Here is an 18,990-nt window from a genome sequence, read left to right on the forward strand (position 1 = left end):
CAACCCGCCTTATCCCCGGGGGCGGCTCCACACCCGGGTGGCCGGATCGCATTCGATGAGGTAGCCGTCGTCGGAGGTCGACATGGCGAAAACCGGGATGTTGGGTCGGTCACAGGAAGATCCGGTCGTGTGAACCCCGGCCGTGATCGGCGCCTTGCCCCAGGTGTTGCCCTCGCACACCACCTGCTCGTTGGTGGTGGAGTCATAGCCAAGCTTGTCGACGTCGTTGCAGACCCCGCCCAGCACCGGTGGCCCCGGCGCGGTGGCCGCTGCGGTCGGGCGGTCAGCCGCCGTCGCCGGGTCGGCCACGGTCACCGTCGGCGGCACATCCCCGACCCGGGCCGCGACCACCGGAATGCGCAGCACCGCACCTTGCGCACCGCATTCGTTGCTGTGCACGGTTTCGGTCTGCATGCCCCGCAGCGTGCCGTCGGGTTGCGGCACCAACGACAACACAACCGCCTCGGTCTGAGTCGATACGGCCGTGGTGCCGGGTGGCCGGCACCGCACCCGCCGTTGCCTGGGCATGGCCTGCCAGTACCCGCCGACAAAACGCAGCACGCCCGGTTGCCCGCCGGCCCCGCTGGTGGCCTGCTGATGGGTACGGTCGTCGAGCCGGGTCCCGGTGGCCACACATCCTGCAGCGGTGCACGACGACCGAAATGCCCACCAGCTGGTCTGGACGCCGTTGTGCCGTAACGGAACACCGTTGGAGGCCAGCTTTTTGCGGTCGTAGTCCAATCGATAGGTGCCGTCGAGCCTCGGCGCCGGGGGCAGCTGTGCACTCGCGGCGGCTGACGAGTCCGGCGCGGCCTGCGGCCCGGGCCTGCCAGGCTCCCCGTGTCGCGGGCCCGACCAGGTGACGGCGGCCGCGACCGCCGCAGCAGACACCAGCACGGCAGCTGACCGGAATCGTCGCGCCGCGGCACGGACTCGGCCGCCGCGTCGCCCGCTGTTTCCGGTGCGCCGGCCGTTCTTCGAGGTGCTCGCGGCCCGGTCGGTGAGGGCGGCCGCAAACGCCCGGCACCGGTCGAACCTCACCTCAGGCTTTTTGGCCAAAGCCTTGACGAAAACGTCATCGAGGTGGGCCAAGTCCGGACGATAGTCGCTGAGCTTAGGCGGGTCGGCGTGCAGATGTTGACCGATCACCGCGATCGGGTTGGAGTCCCGATACGGTGGGACACCGGTCAGCAAGTGAAATGCCGTGGCGGCCAGAGCATATTGGTCGGCCCTACCGTCGAGGTTTGAACCGATCAACTGTTCGGGCGCTGCATAGGCAACGGTTCCCACAGCGACATTGGTGGCTGTGATGCCGCTGATGTCACCGAGATGACGAGCTACACCGAAGTCCGCCAAGAGGATTCGGCGGTCCTCACGGTTGGGATGGGTGAGCAGGATGTTGGCGGGTTTCACATCCCGGTGCAGCAGCCCCCGATCGTGAGCGTAGTCGAGCGCATCTGCCACCGCGCTGACAATCGCGCACACGTCCTCGGCCGGCATTCCGTTCGGGTAACGCTCTTTGACCAGCCGGGCCGCATCGGTGCCCTCGACGTAGTCCATCGAAATCCACAACTGTCCGTCGCACTCGCCGCGATCATGCACTCCGACAATGTGCGGATGCCAAAGCGTCGCAGCCAGATCGGCTTCCCGGTTGAATCGCTCACGGAATTCATCGTCGGCCGTCATCGTCTCGGCGAGGACTTTGAGCACGTCGCGGCGCGGCAGCCTGGGGTGCTTGGCCAGATACACCTCGGCCATCCCGCCGGCGCCCAGCGGTCGCAAGATCGTGTATCCGGCGAACGCCCTCCCGCTGCTGACGGCGCGGCGCTGGCCGGTGCTCTTCGCCGGGCAGTCCGACTCTCCGCCGGAAGCGGGCCGGGGCAGCGGAATGCGGTGAAACAGGTAGGCAGCGGCCAGAGATGGAACCGACTGAAACCCTGTCCGCAGTGCCTGCCCAGCGCGTGCCCGGCTCATTCGGACTCGCCGTGTGATTTCCCATCGGCTGGTGGCGCCGAGCATCTCGTCCATCTGCCGTTGCTGCCCCCTCCTCGGCAGTACATGTCGGTGTTGTTGCGGGCCGGTCGGTCCCAGCGAAACGCATCGGGCGCATGCGTCGCCCCTCGCATCATGCCCACGGATGCGACCCGCGTCGCCGGATGCCACTTATGAAATAGCTATGAATTATTGGGAATTCGCCGCCGAGAAACATAGCGAACGCACAGGTTCGTTGCGATGCAGCCGGATGGTCTCGCAGCCGATACTGGTGTGGTGAGTCGAGCAGCCCCGCCCGTATTGACAATTCGCCACGACGGGTCGCAACGCACCTTCGCGGCAGGCCATGACGTGGTCGTGGGACGTGACGTGCGCGCGGATTTGCGCATCGCGGACCCCCGTATTTCCCGGGTGCATCTGATCCTGCGTTTCGATGACGGCCGCTGGGTGGCGATAGACAACGGCTCGGTCAACGGAACCTACCTCAACGGCTACCGGATTCCCGTCGTCGACATCCATGATGGGCAAAGCATCAACGTGGGAAATCCCGAGGGTCCGCGGCTGACCTTCGAACTGGGCGGGCGCAGGCCCCGCACCGGGTTCGAGCCGGGCCTCGAGCCGCCGACCATGTCGTGGCACACGCGTCCGGAGCGCCGACCGGCGCCGCACCCGCCCCGGCAGCCCGCTTCGCTGCCCGCCGCCGAACGAACCGTGGTCGACGCCGGATCGGCCCACGTGTCAAACCTCGCGACCCGCCTCCTCGGCATCCTGTCGCATCGGTCGGCGCCGACCCCGGGGGCGACCACGACCACCATCGGCCGCGCCGACGACAACGACATCGTCATCCCCGACGTGTTGGCCTCGCGTCACCACGCCACGCTGGTTCCCACACCGTTGGGCATCGAGATCCGGGACCGCAGCATCAACGGGACGTTCGTCAACGGGACCCGGATCGGGTCGGCCATCCTCTCCGAGGGTGACGTGGTCACGATCGGCAACGTCGACCTGGTCTTCACCGACGGCGCCTTGGTGCCTCGCACCCAGGCGGCGACGCAGACCGGCGGCCTGGAGGTTCGCAGGGTCAGCTTCAGCGTCGACGGCGGCAAACAGTTGCTCGACGACATCTCGCTGATGGCGCGGCCTGGCACGCTGACGGCGATCATCGGCGGGTCCGGTGCGGGCAAGACCACGCTTGCCCGGCTGATCGCCGGTTATGCCCGTCCCAGCTCCGGCTCGGTTACCTTCGAGGGCCACGACATCCACGCCGAATATGCGTCGCTGCGCAGCCGGATCGGGATGGTGCCCCAAGACGACGTGGTGCACCGCCAGCTGACGGTGGGCCAGGCCCTCGGCTACGCCGCCGAGCTGCGGTTGCCGCCCGACACCAGCAAAGCCGACCGCGGCCGGGTCGTCGCGCAGGTGCTCGAGGAACTAGACATGATCAAGCACGCCGACACCCGGGTGGACAAGCTGTCCGGCGGTCAGCGCAAACGCGCCTCGGTGGCGCTGGAGTTGCTGACCGGGCCGTCACTGCTGATTCTCGACGAGCCGACCTCGGGGCTGGACCCGGCACTCGACCACCAGGTCATGACGATGCTGCGCCAGCTGGCCGACGCCGGTCGGGTGGTGATCGTGGTTACCCACATGTTGAGCTACCTCGACGTCTGCGACCAGGTGCTGCTCGTGGCGCCGGGCGGCAAGACAGCGTTTTGCGGCCCCCCGGACCAGATCGGCCCGGCGATGGGAACCACCAACTGGGCCAAGATCTTCGCCAAGGTGGGCGCCGACCCCGACGAAGCGAACCGGCGGTTCCTGGCCCAGCACCGGCCACCACCGCCCGCAGCGCCCGGCAAGCCGGCCGAGCTGGGCGAGCCGGTGCACACCAGCGTGTGGCGTCAGTTCCGCACGGTCGCGCGCCGCCAGGTTCGGCTGGTGGTCGCCGACCGCGCCTACTTCGTCTTCTTGGCGTTGTTGCCGTTCATCCTGGGTGCGCTGTCGCTGACCGTGCCCGGCTCGAACGGATTCCACGTCGCCGACCCGCGCAGCGAAGCACCCGACGAGGCCGCGCAAATCCTGGTTCTGCTCAACATCGCCGCGGTCTTCATGGGTACGGCGTTGACGATTCGCGACCTGATCGGTGAGCGCGCGATCTTCCAGCGCGAACAGGCAGTCGGTTTGTCGACGACGGCATACCTGCTGGCCAAGACGGGGGTTTTTAGCGTGTTCGCCGTCGTGCAGTCGGTGATCGCCACCGCGATCGTGATCGCCGGCAAGGGCGCGCCCACCCGTGGCCATGTTGTGCTCGGCAATCCCACGGTCGAACTGTTTGTGACGGTCGCCGCAACCTGTGTGGCCTCGGCGATGCTGGGCTTGGTGCTGTCGGCGCTGGTGCGCTCCGGTGAGCAGATCATGCCGCTGCTCGTGGTGTCGATCATGGCACAGCTGGTGCTGTCCGGCGGGCTGGTCCCGGTGACGGGACGGCTGGTGCTCGATCAATTATCGTGGGCGATGCCCTCACGGTGGGGATACGCCGCGGCGGCGTCGACGATCGACCTGCGGCATCTGGTCCCGGGCTCGCTGATCCCCAAGGACAGGTTCTGGCTGCACACCTTGCAAGCCTGGCTGTTCGACGTAACCATGCTGGCCGGGTTGCCGGTGGTCTACGCCGGTGTTGTCCGGTGGAAAATCCGGCTGCACCGCTGACGGGATAGGGTGAGGTCATCCACCACCCCAAACACGAGACCTTTGACCTCGTCGCCCACACCAACACCGATCCGAAGGGCATCGTGCGGGCGGTCGACCGATACATGCTGCGGCCGTGGGGGCTGTATCTGGCGCGGCCTACCCCCGGCCGGGCCCAGTTCCACTATCTCGAATCCTGGCTGCTGCCATCGCTCGGGTTACGCGCCAACGTTTTTCACTTCAACCCGGGACACGAACGCGACCATGACTACTACCTCGACGTCGGCGAGTACACACCCGGCCCGGCGGTGTGGCGCTCCGAAGACCACTACCTCGACCTGGAAGTCCGCACCGGCCGTGGAGTCGACCTGGCCGACGTCGGCGAACTGCTGGACGCCGTGCGCTACGGGCTGCTGACCCCGAAGACCGCCGAGCAGGCGGTGGGGCGCGCCGTCGCCGCCGTCGACGGGCTGGCCCGGCACCGATATGACCTGCAACGCTGGCTGGCCAGCAGAGGTATGCAACTCACCTGGCGCGGTGCGTAGTACCCGACCGGGAGGGGTAACTGTTAGGCATGGCGTTGAACGAATACCGCCGTAAGCGGCGGTCGGGCCACAGCCCCGAACCCCGGGGCCGGCAGCGTTCTCAACGGGCGGGGAAGCGTCGCCGCGAACCGCACTTCGTCGTCCAGCATCATGCGGCGCGGGCCGACCATTATGACTTCCGGCTGGAAATCGACGGCGTACTCGCCTCGTGGGCGATACCCAAGGGGCCGTCGACCGATCCGAAAGACAAGCGAATGGCCCGCCGCACCGAGGATCACCCGCTGGAGTATGAGACGTTCGAAGGCGTTATTCCCGGGGGCGAGTACGGGGCCGGGGGCGTCATCGTCTGGGACCGCGGCACCTACACCAATGACGGCGACCGCGACATGGCCGAGGGCATCGAGCGCGGTCACCTGTCGTTTACCCTGCACGGCGAGAAGTTGCAGGGCGGCTATGCCCTCACCCGGATACGCCAGGGCAAAGACGGGGCCTGGCTGTTGGTCAAGCGCAAAGACGAGCACGCCGACGCCCGGCGTAACCCGGTGCGCAGCCGACCCGAGTCGGTGCTGTCCGGGCGCACCCTGGACGAGTTGTCGTGATCGAGCTGCCGACCCGGCTCCGTGCGGCGCTGCGCGACGAGCCGGTGCCCGACTGGCGAGCCCCGATGCTGGCCACCCTGACCGAGCGACGGTTCTCTGATCCGCGCTGGATCTATGAGCGCAAATTCGACGGGGAGCGCTGTCTGGCATTTCGCAACGGTGACCAAGTGCGACTATGTTCGCGTAACCGGCAGCCGCTCAACGGAACCTACCCGGAACTCGTCGATGCGCTTGCTGCCCAGCCGATCTCCCGGTTTGTCGTCGACGGCGAAGTCGTGGCGTTCGACGGGCGGCGCACCAGCTTCGCCCGCCTGCAGGGCCGACTGGGTATCACCAATCCCAAACAAGCTCGGGCAACTGGTATTCCGGTGTTCTACTACATATTCGACCTGCTTCACCTCGACGGCCGGCGCACCACCGAATTGCCACTGCTGTGGCGTAAACGCCTGCTGCGTAGAGCATTTCAGTTTCATGATCCGCTGCGCTACACCCCGCACCGTGTCGAGCACGGCGAGGCCGCGTACCGCGCTGCCTGCGGCCGCGGTGACGAAGGTGTGATCGCCAAGCTGGCCGACGCCCCCTACGAGGGCCGTCGATCGACGAACTGGCTGAAGTTCAAATGCGTTCGCGACCAGGAGTTCGTCATCGGCGGCTACACGGCCCCAAAGGGAAGCCGAATCGGGTTGGGCGCGCTGCTGGTGGGCTACTACGACGGACGCGACCTGGTCTACGCCGGCAAGGTCGGCACCGGGTTCGACGACGCCACGTTGCGCCGCCTGCACCAACAGTTGTCCGGCATCGAGCAAGACCACTGCCCGTTTACCCGCGGGCTGGTCCGGGAGCCCGGAACACGATGGGTGCGGCCGGAATTGGTCGCCCAGATTGGGTTCACCGAGTGGACCCGCGACGGCAAGCTGCGCCACCCCCGCTATACCGGGCTGCGCACCGACAAGAACCCCGCCGAGGTCGTTCGGGAGACGCGCTGATGCCCCGCGTCGCAGTCGAGATCACGCACCCGGACCGGGTGCTCTTCCCAGCAGACGGGATCACCAAAGCCGACCTCGTCGACTACTACGCCGCGGTGGCCGAGGCGATGTTGCCGCACCTCAAGGACCGGCCGCTGACCCTGCAGCGGTTCCCCCGCGGCATCGACCAACAGGGCTTCATCCAGCAGGATTTCGCCGACACGATGCCCGACTGGATGGGCTCGGCCGAAGTCGCCAAGGAAGGCGGTACCGTCGTGCACCCGCTGGCCCAGCGTCCTGAGGCGCTGGTCTGGCTGGCCAACCAGAACAGCATCACCGTGCACGCCTGGCTGTCCCGGCTGGGCCGGCTGCACACACCTGACCGACTCGTCTTCGACCTCGACCCGTCCGGCGACGATTTCCCGGTGGTCCGAGAAACCGCGCGGGCCCTCGCCGGTGTGTTGGACGACGTCGGCCTGGCAGGCTACGTGCAGACCACTGGATCACGCGGCCTGCACGTTGTGGTGCCGCTGCGCGGTGACGCCGACTTCGACACGGTTCGCCGATTCGCCCGCGACGTCGCCGACGTGGTGGTGGCCGACGATCCCGCGCACCGCACGGTGGAAGCCCGCAAAGACAAGCGGCGCGGCCGGGTGTATGTCGACGTGATGCGAAATGCCTACGCGCAGACCGCGGTCGCGCCGTATTCGGTGCGGGCCCGCCGCGGCGCGCCGGTGGCTACCCCACTGGAATGGGACGAACTCGGCGGCCGCGGTATGAGCCCGGACCGGTTCACCATCCGCGATATTCCGAAACGGCTTGCCCGTCAACCTGATCCATGGGTCAGCATGAACCGTCGGTCCCGCTCCCTGACCGGGCCAATGCGTCGCCTGGAGAAGATCCATTCGGCAACTTCCTGACGTGAAAGGGTTCCGCCGCGCATGGGCCGACGCCCCGCCGGGCCGGCAACTGCGAGACGTCGGCGTCCGCACCGTCGGGGCTGCGCTGAGTGGCCGGCGTGGCCGACTGGAGCTGTCCGCGTCGCCAGCCGCTGCGGCGCTGGCCGAATCGCATGGCCCACCCTCAGCACGGCCGGTAAGGTCAGCAGTCATGAACGCCAGCACGCGAATCGGTTTCGTCACCACAGCCGTGACGATGCTCATCGGCTGCGGCCAGTTGATTCCCGCCGCCGCGACGGCCGAACTGCACAACGTCACCTACATTGCGAGGATCGACGGCGTAGCCCCCGGCAGCCAGGCCACCTTCATGATCAACGATACCCAGACGAATACCGCTACCCTTAGCTCTGTGCCCGGCAATGCATTCCAGGCCAACGCGGTGCTTTCCGACCCGCACAAAGCTGGCATGCAAGTGACCGTCCATTGGCCGTATTCCGCCAGCGTGCACTGCGAGATCGACGTCGACGACAACGTCGCCGCGCAGGTGGACCAATTCATCCGGCCGGTGCCGGGCAGCACCGACCCGATGAATGGGGTGCTGCCCTGCGGAGCTCCGCTACCAGCCACGTAAGCGGCTACGGCCGCCAGCCGACGGACTCGGCCCAGTTCCAGGCTCGACGGTAGGCGTCGCGAAGCCAGGGCTCCTTGGCCTCGTTGTACTCGGCGATGCTGCCGTCGGCGGGCAGTGATGCCGCGGCTTTCTGCTTGACGGTCAGATACTCGGTGAGCGCATCGGGGTTAGCGGTCAGCCAGTCGACGAAGAGCAGCGCGAACTGCTGGTTGGGCCAGCCGTCGACTCGCAGATGAACGCAGGTGGGTCGACCCGGGTCGGCGGAGCCGTGAACCCGCTTGTGCCACAAAGCAGCATCGTTGCGGTGGTCGTGATGCGGGACAGTGCTTCGAGCATCGGGTTTGGCGATGTCACTGCGTATATCGTCGATGCGGGGATAGCCGGCGGACAGCAACGCATCAGCCAGCTCGTCGGCCACAGCCAGCGACTCGACGGTGATTTGAATATCGATGACGTCCTTGGCGTCCAGGCCCGGCACCGCGGTCGACCCGATGTGGTCGACCCGCATGGCCTTGCCGCCGCACGCGGCCACCAACCGGGCGACGATGCGCCGCGCCTGTTCCGGCCACGTCGGATCCGCCGGTGTCAGCCGCACGGGTTGGCGCACGGCGTGCCGGGCGGTGAGATTGCGTGCGAACGGGGCTATCCGGTGGTTCCACACGTCGCTGGCTAGCTGCGCCAGCACCGCCATGCTGCCGGAGTTGTCCAGCCAGATGTCGGCGACGGCGCGCCGCTGCTCGTCGCTGGCCTGCGCCGCGATGCGGGCGCGAACGTCGTCTTCGGCCATGCCGCGTTGGTCGACCAGCCGGCGCACTCGCAACTCGGCGTCGGCGTGCACCACGACAACCAGCGGGAAAAGCGGTGCCATCCCGGATTCGACCAGCAGCGGAATGTCTTCCACGACGACCGCGTCGTCGGGGACACCGGCGATGATCTCCTCGCGACGCCTGGCCACTAGCGGATGAACGATCCCGTTGAGGGTCTTGCGTGCGTCGTCGTCTTGAAACGCCTTGGCAGCCAACGCCTGTCGATTCAGCGACCGGTCGGGCAGCAGAATGTCGTCACCAAACGCATTGACGAGCGCCGACAGTCCCTCAGTTCCCGGTTCGACCACCTCGCGGGCGATCACGTCGGCGTCGACGACGATCCCGCCACACTGCTGAAACGTGGCGGTTACTGCCGACTTCCCGGCGCCGATGCCACCGGTCAGCCCGATCCGAAGCATCGCCAGTTAGGCACTGCCGGCGAGTTTCTCCCGAAGGGCGGCCAGTTGGGCGTCGCTGGCCAGCGACCCGCCAGTCGGCTCCTCAGACGAAGGCGTGCCTCCGTTGGCCTGCTGCTGTTCGGCGCCGGCCGCGGCCGCGGCAGCGGCCTCGGCGGCGGCGAACTTCTCCATCTGCGCGGTATGCATCTTGTGCCGGCGCTCGGCCTCGGCGTAGCGGGCTTCCCATTCGGCGCGCTGTTTTTCGTATCCCTCGAGCCATTCGTTGCTTTCGGGGTCGAAGCCCTCGGGGAAGATGTAGTTGCCGTGCTCGTCGTAGGAATCGGCCATGCCGTACTTGGCCGGATCGAACTCTTCGGTGTAGTCCTCGTTGGCCTGTTTCAGCGACAGCGAGATGCGGCGGCGTTCCAGGTCGATGTCGATGACCTTGACCATCACCTCATCACCGACGCCGACCACCTGATCGGCGACCTCGATGTGCCGCTCGGAAAGCTCGGAGATGTGCACCAGGCCTTCGATGCCCTCCTCCACGCGGACGAACGCGCCGAACGGCACCAGCTTGGTGACCTTGCCCGGCACGATCTGGCCGATGGCGTGGGTACGGGCGAAGTGTCGCCACGGGTCTTCCTGAGTCGCCTTGAGCGACAAGGAAACCCGCTCGCGGTCCATGTCGACGTCGAGCACCTCGACGGTGACCTCGTCGCCGACCTGCACCACCTCGGAGGGATGGTCGATGTGCTTCCAGCTCAACTCGGAGACGTGCACCAGGCCGTCCACCCCGCCAAGGTCGACGAACGCGCCGAAGTTGACGATCGACGACACCACACCCTTGCGGATCGCGCCCTTTTGCAGCTGGTTGAGGAATTCGCTGCGCACCTCCGACTGCGTCTGCTCGAGCCAGGCGCGGCGGGAGAGCACCACATTGTTGCGGTTCTTGTCCAGCTCGATGATCTTGGCCTCGAGTTCCTTGCCGATGTAGGGCTGCAGGTCACGCACCCGGCGCATCTCGACCAGCGACGCCGGCAGGAATCCACGCAGCCCGATGTCGAGGATCAGCCCACCCTTGACGACCTCGATGACGGTGCCCTTGACCGCCTCATCCTTCTCCTTGAGCGCTTCGATCGTGCCCCAGGCCCGCTCGTACTGGGCGCGTTTCTTCGACAGGATCAGCCGGCCTTCTTTGTCCTCCTTGGTGAGAACCAGGGCCTCGACCTTGTCGCCGACCTTGACCACTTCGTGCGGGTCGACGTCGTGCTTGATGGACAGCTCGCGGGACGGGATGACACCTTCGGTCTTGTAGCCGATGTCGAGCAGGACCTCGTCCCGGTCAACCTTGACGATGGTCCCTTCCACGATGTCGCCATCGTTGAAGTATTTGATGGTCTTGTCGATGGCGGCGAGAAAGTCCTCGCTCGAGCCGATGTCGTTGACGGCTACTTGGGGCGAGGAAACGGCGGGACTCGGCATATTGTTGGGTTGCTCCGGACAGGTTTGGTCGTAGGGACAGGTGTGAGTTACCCGTCGAGGCTACTCGACGGTGCACATGCTGGCCAAACTCGGCCCGTCCGCGTCGAGCGTGTACTCACAGCGAAAAAAACGCCGAAATCTCGCCATAGCTGCACGCTCGGCGCTTAGTGCGCGGCCGCATCCCATGAGCGGCCGTAGCCCACCGACACCTCCAGCGGCACGTCGAGCGGATAGGCGCTGCCCATTTTGTCGCGCACCAGCGCTTCGACGTGCTCGCGCTCGCCGGAAGCCAGTTCGAACAAAAGTTCGTCGTGGACCTGCAGCAGCATGCGCGACTTGAACCCGGCCGCTTTGAGGGCCTTGTCCACCTCGATCATCGCGACCTTGATGATGTCGGCCGCGCTGCCCTGGATCGGCGCGTTGAGCGCTGCCCGCTCCGCGGCCTCGCGCACCTGCCGGTTGCCGCTGTCCAGCTCGGGGAGATAGCGCCGACGGCCCAACACCGTGGAGGTGTAGCCATCCTTGCGGGCCTGCTCGACCACGGCGTGCAGGTAGTCACGCACTCCCCCGAAGCGGGCGAAGTAGGCGTCCATCTGCTCCTTGGCTTCCTCGGTGGAGATTTTCAGCTGCTGCGACAGCCCGTAGGCGCTCAGCCCGTAGGCCAAGCCGTAGGACATCGCCTTGACCCGACGGCGCAACTCGGGTGTCACCTCGTCGATCGGCACGCCGAAGGCCCGCGACGCGACGAAGGAGTGCAGGTCCTCGCCGGTGTTGAACGCCTCGATGAGACCCTCGTCACCCGAGAGATGCGCCATGATCCGCATCTCGATCTGGCTGTAGTCGGCGGTCATCAACTCGGCATAGCCCGCGCCGACGACGAACGCGTCACGGATCTGGCGGCCGGCCTCGGTGCGGATCGGGATGTTTTGCAGGTTGGGCTCGGTCGACGACAACCGCCCGGTGGCCGCGATGGTCTGGTTGAACGTGGTATGAATCCGGCCATCTGCACTCACCGCATTCAGCAACCCGTCGACGGTGACTTTCAGCCGGGTGGCATCACGGTGGGCGAGCAGATGCTCCAGGAACGGGTGCGCAGTCTTGTCGAACAGCGACTGCAGCGCGTCGGCGTCGGTGGTGTAGCCGGTTTTCGTGCGTTTGGTCTTGGGCATGCCCAGCTCGTCGAACAGCACGACCTGCAGTTGTTTGGGTGAGCCCAGGTTGATTTGCTTGCCGATCACCGCATAGGCGGCCTCCGCCGCGTCGCGGACCTGCTCGCCGAACTGGCGTTGCAGCTCGCTCAGCAGCGCCAAGTCGACGGCGATACCGGCGGCCTCCATGCCCGCCAGCACCCGTTGTACCGGCAACTCCATCTCGGCCAGCAACGACTGGGAGTCGATGCGGGCCAGCTCGACGTCCAGCGCATCGGCGAGGTCGGCCACCGCGCGGGCCCGCAGAATCGTGGTCTGCACCGCCTGGTCGTCGGCGCCGTCACTGTCGTCGAGGAGCGAAAGTTGTTGTTGCTCAGGGGTTTCAGCGCGCAATTCGCGGCGCAGGTAGCGCAGCGACAGGTCGTCGAGGGCGAAGCTGCGTTGCCCGGGCCGCACCAGGTAGGCGGCCAGCGCGGTATCGGAGGTGACACCTTCGAGCGTCCAGCCGCGCCCGGCCAGGTCGTGGATGGCCTGCTTGGCTTCGTGCAGCGCCTTGGGCTTGTCCGGGTCGGCAAGCCAGGCCGCCAGCGCGGCGTCGTCGTCGGGCGTCACCGTGGCGGTGTCGATGTAACCGCCCTCGCCGTCGGCAGCGGCGATGGCCAGCGCGGTGGCGTCGCCGCCGTACGGCAGGTGGGTGCCCACGACCGCCAGCCCGGACCGGCGCCCGTCACTGGCATGCTCGACCAGCCACTGTCCAACGGTGCCGGGCTCGAGCGCTTTGCCGCGCACGTCGAACCCCTCATCGACCTCGGGCTCGACGGCTGCCAGCGTTTCGAAGAGCCGGTCGCGCAGCACCCGGAACTCCAGCTGGTCGAAGAGCCGGTGGATATGGTCGCGGTCCCAGGGCTGCAGCCGCAGTGTGTCGGGGGTTTGCGCGAGCGGGACGTCGCGGATGAGCTCGGTCAGTTCACGGTTGCGCACCACGCTGGCCAGATGGGTCCGCAGCGCGTCGCCCACCTTGCCTTTGACCGTGTCGACGTTGTCGACCAATCCTTCCAGCGAGCCGTACTCGGCGATCCACTTGGCGGCGGTCTTTTCCCCCACCCCCGGGATGCCGGGCAGGTTGTCGCTGGGGTCGCCGCGCAGTGCTGCGAAGTCGGGGTACTGCTTGGGCGTCAGCCCGTATTTTTCGACGACGGCCTCCGGGGTGAAGCGGGTGAGGTCGCTGACGCCCTTGCGGGGGTAGAGGACGGTGACGTCGTCGCTGACCAGCTGCAGCGCGTCGCGGTCGCCGGTGACCACCAGCACCCGGTAGCCCTCTTTTTCGGCTTGGGTGGCCAGCGTGGCGATGATGTCGTCGGCTTCGAAACCCGGTTCGGCGAGCACGGTGATGCCCAGCGCGGCAAGGACTTCCTTGGTGATGTCGATCTGGCCGTGAAACTCGTCGGGGGCCGACGTCCGATTGGCCTTGTATTCGGGGTAACGGTCGGCGCGAAACGTCTCCCGCGACACGTCGAACGCCGCGGCCACGTGCGTCGGTTGTTCGTCGCGTAGCAGGTTGATCAGCATGGCGGTAAACCCGTAGACCGCGTTGGTGGTCAGCCCGCCGGCGGTCTTGAAATTTTCCGCCGGCAGCGCGTAGAACGCGCGGAACGCCAGCGAATTACCGTCCAACAGCAGCAGTGTCGGTTTGTCGTCGGTTGCGGTCGAGGCTTGCACCGGCGCGGTGGCCGCGGCTTTGGCAGGGCTCACGGCCCTAACTCTATGCATCAGGTCCGACACCGGCGCCAAACTGCAACACGTTTCAGTTTTGCCCCCGTTGTCGGTACGCTGGCCGCGTGCCAGCACCAACCCGCCTAGAGCCGGCGATCGAGGGATGGTTCGCCACCGACGAGGCCGGTGTGCCGCATCTGATCGGCAGCCGGTGTCCGCGGTGCGGCACCTACGTCTTCCCGCCGCGCCCCAACACCTGCCCCAATCCCGCCTGCGACGGGGACCAACTGGACGCGGTCCCGTTGTCGCGGCGCGGGACGCTGTGGAGCTATACCGAAAACCGCTACGCACCGCCGCCGCCGTATCCGGCCACGGACCCGTTTGAGCCGTTCGCGGTGGCTGCGGTCGAGTTGGCCGACGAGGGTTTGATCGTGCTGGGCAAGGTTGCCGACGGGACGCTGGCTGCCGATCTGCGGATCGGCATGGAGATGGAACTGACCACCTTGCCGCTGTTCACCGACGCGGAAGGCGTACAGCGAATCGTCTACGGCTGGAGGATCGCGTGACGGCACCCGACCCGGTGTACATCCTTGGCGCCGGCATGCATCCGTGGGGCAAGTGGGGCAACGACTTCACCGAGTACGGCGTTGCGGCCGCGCGTGCCGCACTGGGCGAAGCGGGGCTGGAATGGCGTCAGATTCAGTTGGTGGCCGGTGCCGACACCATCCGCAACGGTTATCCGGGGTTTGTCGCCGGTGCGACGTTCGCTCAGAAGCTGGGCTGGAACGGCGTCCCGGTCAGCTCAAGCTATGCGGCCTGCGCCAGCGGGTCGCAGGCGCTGCAGAGCGCGCGCGCCCAGATTTTGGCCGGTTTCTGCGACGTGGCATTGGTCATCGGCGCAGACACCACACCCAAGGGGTTTTTCGCGCCGGTCGGCGGTGAACGCAAGAACGACCCGGACTGGCAGCGATTCCACTTGATCGGGGCAACCAACCCGGTGTACTTCGCACTGCTGGCTCGCCGGCGCATGGACCTCTACGGCGCCACCGCGGAGGATTTCGCGCAGGTGAAGGTCAAAAACGCGCGCCACGGACGGCACAACCCGAACGCCCGCTACCGCAAGGAGGTTTCCCTCGGCGACGTGCTGGCCAGCCCGGTGGTGGCCGACCCGCTGCGGCTGCTCGACATCTGCGCCACCTCCGACGGCGCGGCCGCGCTGGTGGTGGCCAGCGCGAAGTTTGCCCGCGAACACCTCGGTTCGCTGCGCGGTGTGCCGGCGGTGCGCGCGGTCAGCACGGTCACCCCGCACTATCCTCAGCATCTGCCCGAATTGCCCGATATCGCAACGGATTCCACCGCGGTGGTGCCTGCGCCGCAGCGGGTGTTCAAGGATCAGATCCTGGACGCCGCCTACGCCGAAGCGGGCATCGGGCCCGAGGACCTGAGCCTGGCCGAGGTCTACGATTTGTCGACCGCGCTGGAGCTGGACTGGTACGAACACCTCGGGTTGTGTCCCAAGGGCGAAGCCGAGGCGCTGCTGCGCAGTGGCGCAACGGCGATCGGCGGCAGGATTCCGGTCAACCCGTCGGGTGGGCTGGCCTGCTTCGGTGAAGCGATTCCGGCGCAAGCGATCGCGCAGGTATGCGAGCTCGCCTGGCAGCTGCGCGGCCAGGCCACCGGTCGCCAGGTCGAGGGCGCCACCGTCGGGATTACCGCCAACCAGGGCCTGTTCGGCCACGGCTCCTCGGTGATAGTGGCCCGCTAAGTGCGCGGGTCGAGGGTTTCGAGCACCACTTCGGCGACACGTTTCATGGTGGTGCGCCGATCCATCGCCGCGCGCTGGATCCACTTGAACGCCTCGGGCTCGCTCATACCCTGTTTGGTCTGCAGCAGGCCTTTGGCCCGTTCGATGAGCTTGCGGGTTTCCAGCCGGTCGGCAAGCGTTGCCACTTCGCGTTCCAATGCGGTGATCTCACTGAACCGACTGACGGCCAGCTCGATGGCCGGAATGAGGTCGCTGACGGTAAACGGTTTGACCAAGTAGGCCATCGCTCCGGCGTCGCGGGCCCGCTCGACCAGGTCGCGCTGGCTGAACGCGGTCAGCACGACGATCGGGGCGATCCGCTTGCTGGCGATCTCCGATGCGGCGTCGATGCCGTCGCGTCGCGGCATCTTCACGTCCATGATCACCAGATCGGGTTTGAGCCGCTCCGCCAGTTCGACGGCTTCCTGGCCGTCGCCGGCTTCACCGACAATGTCGTAGCCCTCCTCGCGCAGCATTTCGGCCAAATCCATCCGGATGAGCGCCTCATCCTCGGCGATGAGAACCCGTCGCGGGCTGGCAGCATCGACGTCCGTCGTAGAGCCGGTCATGACGTCATTGTGTCGCGGACGGCGCCCACCAGCGACCTCGGGGTTGTGACGCCGCACGAGTGCGCACATCCTCTATGGTGGGAGGCCGAGTACAGGTGAGCCCTCGTATCCCAACTGGCAGAGGAACTGGACTCAAAACCCAGACAGTGTGGGTTCGAATCCCACCGAGGGCACTGCATGCTGTTCACCATCGGCCACGGCGCGAAAACCGCCGAGCAGCTCACCGCCGCGCTCCGCCAACACGGCATCGAGTTGCTGGTCGACGTGCGAAGCTTTCCCGGGTCGCGCCGCAACCCCGATGTGTCCAAGCAGGCCATGCCGAAGTGGCTGCGCGACGCGGGCATCGGCTACCGCCACGAGCCCGAGCTGGGCGGCAGGCGCAGACCGCCGGCCCACCCGTTGCCGAGCGACCGCTGGTGGGAAAACGAGCAGTTCGCGAACTACGCCGCCCACACCCGCACCCCGGGTTTTCACACCGCCTACCAGCGGCTGCTGCGCGACGCCGAGACCTGCAACGTCGCCATCATGTGCGGCGAACCGGTGTGGTGGCGCTGCCACCGCCGCATGATCGCTGATCTGGCGGCGCGCGACGGCTATCGGGTCCAGCACATCATGCCCAACGGGTCATTGTCAGGGCACCGCATGTCCGAATGGCTCACCGGCGAGCCGCCGGGCAACTCTTGACAACACGCTTCGGGAATGACCAGCTCACCGGTAGGCTTTCCGCGTGGCGGCAACGACGAAAAGTGCCCCACAGTCACGCACGGCGGATTCGCCGCGAACATCGTGCTGTGTCGCAACAGTGCGGGCACAGCCACGCGCACGCAGCCAGCACTACGCCGACAGCGCCTCTCGGCGGCGCCGCGTCCTCAACATCAACGCCGCTATGGCGGTACTGGTGTGTGCGAGCTACGCCGTTGTCGGCCTTGCGGTCGGGCACCAAGTATGGCGAACGCAGTTGGTCAACCTGGTCGCGGCCGCAGTGTTCGCCGCAGTCCCGTTACTGCACCGCTTCACCGAACTTGTCGCGCCACTTATCTTTATCTTCACCGCTTACGTTGCGATCTTCGTCATCTGCTGGAACGTCGGCACCGGGTCGGGCCTGCAATTTTTCTTTCTCGTCACAGCCTGTCTGGTGGTGTTGCAGCTCGGCATCGAGCACATCGCATTGGCCGCGACGCTGGCGGCGATCGCCGCCGCCCTGGTGATCGCGTTGGAGTTCCTGGTCCCACGCAACACCGGGTTGCAGCCGGACTGGGCGCAGTCGGCAGGCTTCGTCCTCGCGGCCGTCTCCGCCTGCCTGATGGTGGTCGTGACGATGTGGTACGCGCTGCGCGAAATCGCCCGCGCCGAGGCGGTCATGGAAATCGAATACGACCGATCCGAAGCGCTGCTGGCCAACATCATGCCGCCCAGCATCGCGGCCCGGCTCAAGGACCCGGTGCACAACATCATCGCCGACAAATACGACGAGGCCTCGGTGCTGTTCGCCGACATCGCCGGGTTCACGCAACGGGCCAGCGGCATCGACCCGGCCCGGCTGATCGAGTTCCTGGACCGGCTATACACCGAGTTCGACACGCTGGTCGACAAGCATGGACTGGAGAAAATCAAGGTCAGCGGCGACTCGTACATGGTGGTCAGCGGTGTGCCGTGGCCCCGTCATGATCACCTTCATGCGCTGGCCGAGCTTGCCCTGGATATGGCCGATGCGGCAGCCGAACTCAAAGACCCGGATGGCCATGCGATACCGCTGCGCATCGGACTGGCCACCGGGCCGGTTGTCGCCGGTGTGGTGGGATCGCGCCGCTTCTTCTACGACGTGTGGGGCGACGCCGTCAACGTCGCATCGCGGATGGAGTCCACCGACACCGAGGGGCGGATCCAGGTCCCGCAAGACGTTTATGAGCGGCTGAAAAACGACTTCGTGTTCGAGGAACGCGGCGACGTCGACGTCAAAGGCAAAGGCGTCATGCACACCTGGTATCTCGTCGGCCGCAAGCCCGGAACCCGGGCTACTCGCCTGCGCAGCGGCGCACCGCAAATCGCCGGCGTCTGAGGACTGCCACAAACACCGCACCGGTCTCGCGCGATGTGGGACACTGCGCTGATGGAACACACTTCTGTCCCAAGCCTATTGCCGCATCTGTGGAAGTCGACGCTGGTATCCGGGATTCTGGCGTTGGTCCTTGGCATCCTGGTATTGGCCTGGCCGGGGATAACGATCCTCGTGGCCGCGATCATCTTCGGCGCCCATCTATTGGTCACCGGTATCACGCAGGTCATCTTCGCCTTCAGCCTGCACGTGTCGGCCGGAGGCCGGGTACTGCTGTTCATCAGTGGTGCCGCGTCGCTGGTGCTGGCGGTGCTGGCTTTCCGGCACTTCGGCAGCGACCCGCTGATCGCAATCTTGTTGCTGGCGATCTGGGTTGGCGTGGGTTTCATATTCCGCGGAGTGGCAACGTCGATCTCGGCGATCAGCGACCCCACCCTGCCCGGGCGGGGCTGGTCGATCTTCCTGGGCGTGGTCAGCCTGCTTGCCGGCATCGTGATGATCGCCTCGCCCTTCGAGTCCCTCGCGATACTGACACTGATCGTCGGCATCTGGCTGGTGGTCATCGGCGTGTTCGAGATCGCGTCATCGTTCGGCATCCGCAGCGCATCCAAAGCCGTCGACAAGGCCTTATCCGGGCGGACCGGGCCAACGCCGTCGGCCGCCGACTCGTAGGCTGCAGCCCACCGGCACCAAGTACT

The 18,990-nt window shown here is 66.6% G+C and carries 16 protein-coding genes and 1 tRNA gene; 12 read left to right on the forward strand and 5 right to left on the reverse strand.

The genetic code is table 11. The features are described from left to right. Positions 1–9: 9 nt before the first annotated feature. A complete protein-coding gene (locus MHEC_RS12390) occupies positions 10–2,028 on the reverse strand; it encodes a serine/threonine-protein kinase (protein WP_048892302.1) in 2,019 nt (672 codons plus the stop codon). A gap of 237 nt (positions 2,029–2,265) precedes the next feature. Between MHEC_RS12390 and MHEC_RS12395 the strand changes: the two genes are divergently transcribed. The 6 genes from MHEC_RS12395 (at position 2,266) to MHEC_RS12420 (ending at position 8,313) form a co-directional block, all read left to right on the forward strand. Then, the gene (locus MHEC_RS12395; protein WP_412176938.1) at positions 2,266–4,695 is read left to right on the forward strand and encodes an FHA domain-containing protein; all 2,430 of its coding nucleotides are present in this window, start codon (positions 2,266–2,268) and stop codon (positions 4,693–4,695) included. 83 nt (positions 4,696–4,778) lie between these two features. Then, positions 4,779–5,219, forward strand: a complete 441-nt coding sequence (locus MHEC_RS12400; protein WP_048892301.1) for a ribonuclease FAU-1 family protein — start codon at positions 4,779–4,781, stop codon at positions 5,217–5,219. Between the two features lie 29 nt (positions 5,220–5,248). Next, positions 5,249–5,818: a DNA polymerase ligase N-terminal domain-containing protein gene (locus MHEC_RS12405; RefSeq protein WP_048892300.1), complete on the forward strand. Its 570-nt coding sequence runs from the start codon at positions 5,249–5,251 to the stop codon at positions 5,816–5,818. Beyond that, positions 5,815–6,804, forward strand: a complete 990-nt coding sequence (gene ligD, locus MHEC_RS12410; protein ID WP_048892299.1) for a non-homologous end-joining DNA ligase — start codon at positions 5,815–5,817, stop codon at positions 6,802–6,804. The genes MHEC_RS12405 and ligD (MHEC_RS12410) overlap by 4 nt, the downstream gene beginning before the upstream one ends. Beyond that, entirely contained in the window at positions 6,804–7,703 is a 900-nt protein-coding gene (ligD, locus tag MHEC_RS12415) for a non-homologous end-joining DNA ligase (RefSeq protein ID WP_048892298.1), read from the forward strand. Before ligD (MHEC_RS12410) ends, ligD (MHEC_RS12415) begins: the two co-directional genes overlap by 1 nt. Positions 7,704–7,938: 235 nt before the next feature. Next, complete coding sequence (locus tag MHEC_RS12420) at positions 7,939–8,313, forward strand: hypothetical protein (protein WP_235434859.1); 375 nt, start codon at positions 7,939–7,941, stop codon at positions 8,311–8,313. A gap of 4 nt (positions 8,314–8,317) precedes the next feature. Here the strand turns inward: MHEC_RS12420 and coaE are convergent, their stop codons facing one another. The 3 genes from coaE to polA form a co-directional block, all read right to left on the reverse strand. Further along, the gene (gene coaE / locus MHEC_RS12425) at positions 8,318–9,538 is read right to left on the reverse strand and encodes a dephospho-CoA kinase (RefSeq protein WP_048892297.1); all 1,221 of its coding nucleotides are present in this window, start codon (positions 9,536–9,538) and stop codon (positions 8,318–8,320) included. A gap of 6 nt (positions 9,539–9,544) precedes the next feature. Next, positions 9,545–11,002: a 30S ribosomal protein S1 gene (gene rpsA, locus MHEC_RS12430; protein ID WP_048892296.1), complete on the reverse strand. Its 1,458-nt coding sequence runs from the start codon at positions 11,000–11,002 to the stop codon at positions 9,545–9,547. A 164-nt stretch (positions 11,003–11,166) separates the two neighbouring features. Continuing rightward, positions 11,167–13,920 (reverse strand): DNA polymerase I, encoded by a 2,754-nt coding sequence (gene polA, locus MHEC_RS12435; protein WP_235434852.1) that lies wholly within the window; start codon positions 13,918–13,920, stop codon positions 11,167–11,169. 68 nt (positions 13,921–13,988) lie between these two features. Here polA and MHEC_RS12440 point away from each other — a divergent pair, with 68 nt between their 5' ends. Continuing rightward, on the forward strand, positions 13,989–14,429 hold the full coding sequence (locus MHEC_RS12440; protein ID WP_048892295.1) for a Zn-ribbon domain-containing OB-fold protein: 441 nt from the start codon (positions 13,989–13,991) through the stop codon (positions 14,427–14,429). Further along, positions 14,414–15,628, forward strand: a complete 1,215-nt coding sequence (locus MHEC_RS12445) for a lipid-transfer protein (RefSeq protein ID WP_264016591.1) — start codon at positions 14,414–14,416, stop codon at positions 15,626–15,628. Before MHEC_RS12440 ends, MHEC_RS12445 begins: the two co-directional genes overlap by 16 nt. Here MHEC_RS12445 and MHEC_RS12450 read toward each other — a convergent pair. After that, complete coding sequence (locus tag MHEC_RS12450; protein ID WP_048892294.1) at positions 15,625–16,236, reverse strand: ANTAR domain-containing response regulator; 612 nt, start codon at positions 16,234–16,236, stop codon at positions 15,625–15,627. The two genes, MHEC_RS12445 and MHEC_RS12450, sit on opposite strands and share 4 nt — an antisense overlap. A 99-nt stretch (positions 16,237–16,335) precedes the next feature. Here MHEC_RS12450 and MHEC_RS12455 point away from each other — a divergent pair. The 4 genes from MHEC_RS12455 to MHEC_RS12470 all read left to right on the forward strand — a co-directional run bounded on the left by MHEC_RS12455 (position 16,336) and on the right by MHEC_RS12470 (position 18,964). Continuing rightward, positions 16,336–16,409 (forward strand) — tRNA-Leu (locus tag MHEC_RS12455). A 4-nt stretch (positions 16,410–16,413) separates the two neighbouring features. Continuing rightward, positions 16,414–16,920, forward strand: a complete 507-nt coding sequence (locus tag MHEC_RS12460; RefSeq protein ID WP_048892293.1) for a DUF488 domain-containing protein — start codon at positions 16,414–16,416, stop codon at positions 16,918–16,920. Between the two features lie 43 nt (positions 16,921–16,963). Beyond that, complete coding sequence (locus tag MHEC_RS12465; protein WP_082169947.1) at positions 16,964–18,295, forward strand: adenylate/guanylate cyclase domain-containing protein; 1,332 nt, start codon at positions 16,964–16,966, stop codon at positions 18,293–18,295. A gap of 33 nt (positions 18,296–18,328) precedes the next feature. Beyond that, entirely contained in the window at positions 18,329–18,964 is a 636-nt protein-coding gene (locus tag MHEC_RS12470; RefSeq protein ID WP_048892291.1) for an HdeD family acid-resistance protein, read from the forward strand. Positions 18,965–18,990 lie beyond the last annotated feature (26 nt).

It is taken from the genome of Mycobacterium heckeshornense (genome assembly GCF_016592155.1).
GTDB classification, from domain to species: domain Bacteria; phylum Actinomycetota; class Actinomycetes; order Mycobacteriales; family Mycobacteriaceae; genus Mycobacterium; species Mycobacterium heckeshornense.

Bases quoted from the DNA above. Each gene is read 5' to 3' on its own strand.
- ligD (WP_048892298.1), top strand. From the start codon at position 6,804: ATGCCCCGCGTCGCAGTCGAGATCACGCACCCGGACCGGGTGCTCTTC.
- rpsA (WP_048892296.1), bottom strand. From the start codon at position 11,002: ATGCCGAGTCCCGCCGTTTCCTCGCCCCAAGTAGCCGTCAACGACATC.
- MHEC_RS12420 (WP_235434859.1), top strand. From the start codon at position 7,939: ATGCTCATCGGCTGCGGCCAGTTGATTCCCGCCGCCGCGACGGCCGAA.
- MHEC_RS12390 (WP_048892302.1), bottom strand. From the start codon at position 2,028: ATGGACGAGATGCTCGGCGCCACCAGCCGATGGGAAATCACACGGCGA.
- MHEC_RS12450 (WP_048892294.1), bottom strand. From the start codon at position 16,236: ATGACCGGCTCTACGACGGACGTCGATGCTGCCAGCCCGCGACGGGTT.
- MHEC_RS12405 (WP_048892300.1), top strand. From the start codon at position 5,249: ATGGCGTTGAACGAATACCGCCGTAAGCGGCGGTCGGGCCACAGCCCC.
- coaE (WP_048892297.1), bottom strand. From the start codon at position 9,538: ATGCTTCGGATCGGGCTGACCGGTGGCATCGGCGCCGGGAAGTCGGCA.
- polA (WP_235434852.1), bottom strand. From the start codon at position 13,920: ATGCATAGAGTTAGGGCCGTGAGCCCTGCCAAAGCCGCGGCCACCGCG.
- MHEC_RS12460 (WP_048892293.1), top strand. From the start codon at position 16,414: ATGCTGTTCACCATCGGCCACGGCGCGAAAACCGCCGAGCAGCTCACC.
- MHEC_RS12470 (WP_048892291.1), top strand. From the start codon at position 18,329: ATGTGGGACACTGCGCTGATGGAACACACTTCTGTCCCAAGCCTATTG.